This is a genomic window from Alkaliphilus pronyensis, assembly GCF_009017275.1.
Taxonomy (GTDB): Bacteria; Bacillota; Clostridia; order Peptostreptococcales; family Natronincolaceae; genus Alkaliphilus_C; species Alkaliphilus_C pronyensis.
Window position 1 is genome coordinate 1 of the sequence record NZ_WBZC01000093.1, and the last position, 3,989, is coordinate 3,989.

General features: G+C 33.5%; 4 protein-coding genes. 3 read left to right on the forward strand and 1 reads right to left on the reverse strand.

Features of this window, described 5'->3' with window-relative positions:
• A partial coding sequence (locus tag F8154_RS15315; RefSeq protein WP_207706903.1) for a hypothetical protein occupies nucleotides 1–548 on the reverse strand: 548 nt, incomplete at its 3' end.
• Between the two features lie 85 nt (nucleotides 549–633).
• On the opposite strand from F8154_RS15315, the gene uvrC reads away from it, so the two are divergent.
• The 3 genes from uvrC to hprK all read left to right on the forward strand — a co-directional run bounded on the left by uvrC (nucleotide 634) and on the right by hprK (nucleotide 3,785).
• Nucleotides 634–2,502, forward strand: a complete 1,869-nt coding sequence (gene uvrC / locus F8154_RS14905) for an excinuclease ABC subunit UvrC (RefSeq protein ID WP_151862407.1) — start codon at nucleotides 634–636, stop codon at nucleotides 2,500–2,502.
• 140 nt (nucleotides 2,503–2,642) lie between these two features.
• The gene (locus F8154_RS14910) at nucleotides 2,643–2,831 is read left to right on the forward strand and encodes a PspC domain-containing protein (RefSeq protein WP_151862408.1); all 189 of its coding nucleotides are present in this window, start codon (nucleotides 2,643–2,645) and stop codon (nucleotides 2,829–2,831) included.
• A 30-nt stretch (nucleotides 2,832–2,861) separates the two neighbouring features.
• Nucleotides 2,862–3,785, forward strand: a complete 924-nt coding sequence (gene hprK / locus F8154_RS14915; RefSeq protein ID WP_151862409.1) for an HPr(Ser) kinase/phosphatase — start codon at nucleotides 2,862–2,864, stop codon at nucleotides 3,783–3,785.
• Nucleotides 3,786–3,989: the final 204 nt, after the last annotated feature.

The following is a 3,989-nucleotide window of genomic DNA, read 5'->3' on the forward strand; positions in this document are numbered from 1 at the left end:
TACAATATCACAGGAAGCTCGTATAAACTTAGTCCTGATGGGTTGAAGTAAAAATATCGGTTGAAGTAAAAATTGATTAAAGGTAAATCTAATCGTACATCATACCCATGCACTAAAACACCTTTTTCTGTAAAGGATGCTATTGTATTACATTTAGAAAACCGTAATAGCGCCCCAAACAATGTGATAGTAACTAAAAAAACAGTTATCCGCAACAAAACATCATCCACTTGAAAATCATTAAATAATGATATAATTAATGGTAGGATGTACAATAAAAATGGTACAATATAAAATAAAGATTTATCACCTAATGAGAAACCAGTAATATTATAGGACATGATTTTTTTTACCCTCCAGGGTTTCAAATATATAAACCTTGTTAGGGCCTGAACTGATCCAAGCAATAGAAAAAAAACAACCGTGTTAAATCCATTTTTTAGTAGGATGCTTTCTATTAAATCGCTAATATAACTAAAATAAGGCCTTAATAAATAAAAAACCAACATCGAAACAATAAAGTTAAAGACTCTAAAGGTATTTTTCAAGGCTATCGCCTCCATATATAGTATTTTTTGTTAAGCTAATTATATAGTATATTTCTATAAATCTCAATTTAAAGGAGCATGCAGTATGTTTAACCTTGAGGAGCAGCTAAAGCTATTACCTAATAAGCCTGGTGTTTATATAATGAAGAATGAAGAAGGGGAGGTAATTTATGTTGGAAAAGCAATTTCCCTAAAAAACAGGGTAAGACAATATTTTCAATCCTCCAGAAACCAACCCCCTAAGGTACAAGCAATGGTATCCCATATAAATAGCTTTGAATATATAGTTACTGACACAGAGCTTGAGGCTTTAATACTAGAATGTAACCTTATTAAAAAATACAGACCAAAGTATAATGTATTGCTGAGGGATGACAAAACCTATCCCTATATAAAGGTTACTATAAATGAAGAATTTCCTAGGGTAATAAAGACCCGAAATGTACTGAAGGATAAGAACAAATACTTTGGTCCATACACAAATATTGGAGCCTTAAACGAGACCCTAGATATAATTCATAATTTATATCCAATTAGAAGGTGTAAAAAAAATATAAAAAGAATGATTGAAAAAAAGGAAAGACCATGCTTAAACTACCATATTAAAAAATGCATTGGACCCTGTAAGGGGAAAGTGTATGCCTCAAGCTACAAGCAAATGATAGACGAAATCCTTCTACTATTGGGAGGAAAGCAAGAGGAATTAATTAACAGGCTAAAGGAAAAAATGAAGGCAGCTTCACAGCAATTAGATTTTGAAAAAGCAGCCCTATATAGGGATCAATTAAAATCCCTAGAAAGCACCCTAGAGAAGCAAAAAATTGTTACAGATATATCCCTAGAACAGGATGTTATAGGTCTATCCAGCAGTGGAAATGCAACATGTGTACAGGTGTTTTTCATAAGGGAAGGTAAGCTAATCCATAGAGAGCATTATGATCTAAAGGCAAATGAAGATGAAAAAAAGGCAGAAATACTAGCAGCCTTTATTAAGCAGTTTTATAGCAATGCCTCCTCTATACCAAGGGAGATAATTATGGAGGAGGAAATCCCTGATAAGGAAATAATTGAAGAGTGGCTAAAGGGTAAGAAGGGGAGCAAGGTTGAATTAAAGGTACCTAAGAGGGGTGATAAGAAAAAGCTATTAGATTTAGTAATAAAGAATGCAGCTATATCATTGACTCAAATTGAAAGGAGTAGCTCTTCAAAAAGTAAAGCCTCTATTCTTTTGGAGCTACAAGGACTTTTGAAGCTACAGGAGGAGCCTAATCGCATAGAGGCCTATGATATTTCCAATATAAAGGGCTTACAATCGGTAGGCTCAATGATTGTTATTGAAGAGGGAAAACCTAAGCATAAGGACAATAGAAGATTTAAGATAAAAACTATAGAAGGACCCAATGATTATGGAAGCCTAGAGGAAATCATAACAAGAAGGTTTCTAAGGGGAATGCAAGAGACAAAGGAGATTATAGAAGAAAGGCTAACAATTAATGAGGGCAAGTTTTCTGTTTTTCCTGACTTAATAATGGTTGATGGGGGCTTTGGGCAGGTTACAAGTGTGGAAAAGGCCTTAAAGGCCTTAGATATTAATATTCCAGTATGTGGTATGATTAAAGACAGTAAGCATAAAACCCGTGGCTTAGCCTTTAAAGGTGAAGAAATAATTATTGATAAACATAAAGAGCTTTTTAGATTTATTTATAGCATACAAGAAGAGGTCCATAAGTTTGCCATCTCATATCATAAAACCTTAAGAAAAAAGGATATGCTAAAATCTCAGCTACAGGAAATTAAAGGAATTGGTGATGCCAAAAGAAAGGCACTAATGAAGCACTTTAATAGCATAGAAAACATAAAAAAAGCAAGCCCATCAGAGCTGCAAGAGGTAAAAGGTATTACAAGAGCGAATGCTGAAGAAATTATTAAGTTTTTTACTGAAGAAGAGAGCTAAGTGCTTTAGCTATAATAGAATTAATAAGAATGAAGCAATGAATTAGCCTTAAATAGTAAACCTTTTGTAATAAGAGTCGTATTTATAAACATAGGACTATATTTTAAAATACTAAAAATATATAAAGGAGAGATATTATTATGGAAAATAAAAGACTTGTACTATCACAAACAGATAAAAAGCTATCGGGTGTTTGTGGAGGAATAGCAGAGTATTTTAATGTGGATTCTACCTTGGTAAGATTGGGGTGGGTTCTCTTAACTATTGCCAGTGTTGGAGCAGGCTTAATAGGTTATATAATAGCTGCAGCTATAATTCCAAAGTATTAATAGCTTTCCTATGCCACTAAGGAGGATCAAATGAAATCAATAACTGTTAAGGACATGATTAAGGACTTAAAATTGGAAGAGATTAATCAACCACCACAGGAAATTAGAAGCATTACAACCATGGAGCTAAATAGACCTGGTATACAGCTGGCAGGCTTTTTTGATTATTTTGCCTACGAAAGGATACAAATTATAGGTATAGTTGAGCATCAATATTTAAGTACATTATCTCCAGAAGTTAGAAGGGAAAGAGTAAATAAGCTCTTATCCTATGAAATACCCTGTCTAATAATAAGTAGAAATTTAGAGGTTTATGATGAAATATTAGAGGCAGCCGATAAATATAAAAGAAAAATACTAAGGAGCCATAGAAACACAACAAAGCTAATTAGTAAACTGGTTAATTATCTTGAAGACAAGCTAGCCCCATCAGTGGTGCTACATGGGGTTTTGATGGAGATTTATGGTGTTGGAGTACTAATTACTGGTAAGAGTGGTATAGGGAAAAGTGAAACAGCAGTGGAATTAATAAAAAGAGGTCATTTATTGGTGGCCGATGATTCTGTAGAAATTAAAAGGATAGGACAAGAAGACCTTGTAGGTTCAGCCCCTGAAATAATCCGTCATATGATGGAGGTAAGAGGCATTGGTATTATGGATATTAAAAGCTTATTTGGAGTGAGTGCCATTAAGGAATCAACCTCAGTTAATCTAGTTATTCACCTAGAAGAATGGGAAAACGACAAAAACTACGACCGACTAGGCTTAGATGATAATTATAGAGATATATTGGATATGAAGGTTGCAGAGGTGGTCATTCCAGTAAAGCCAGCAAGAAATATAGCTTTATTAATAGAAGTAGCAGCTAGAAACCACCGTCAAAAAGAAATGGGCTACCATGCTGCAAGGGAATTTAATGAAAGAGTTATGAGCAAATTTACAGAGGGTAAATAAAGAAAGGTAATACCACCTATTACCAAGCTTAAGGAAACTTAGCTCTCCCTAAATAAGGGGGAGTTTTAATTTTCCCTGATTCAAAAACCCTGAAGGTCTTATACTAACTGTTAATGCAAGCTATTATAGTAATAATATGTTAAAATTGTGATAAATATTTAATAATTAAAAAGATTTAATAATTGATTAAGGTGTCAGAACTAC

What these genes read in the sequence shown, in the direction of transcription:
- hprK (WP_151862409.1), top strand. Translation starts at nt 2,862, where the DNA reads ATGAAATCAATAACTGTTAAGGACATGATTAAGGACTTAAAATTGGAA.
- F8154_RS14910 (WP_151862408.1), top strand. Translation starts at nt 2,643, where the DNA reads ATGGAAAATAAAAGACTTGTACTATCACAAACAGATAAAAAGCTATCG.
- uvrC (WP_151862407.1), top strand. Translation starts at nt 634, where the DNA reads ATGTTTAACCTTGAGGAGCAGCTAAAGCTATTACCTAATAAGCCTGGT.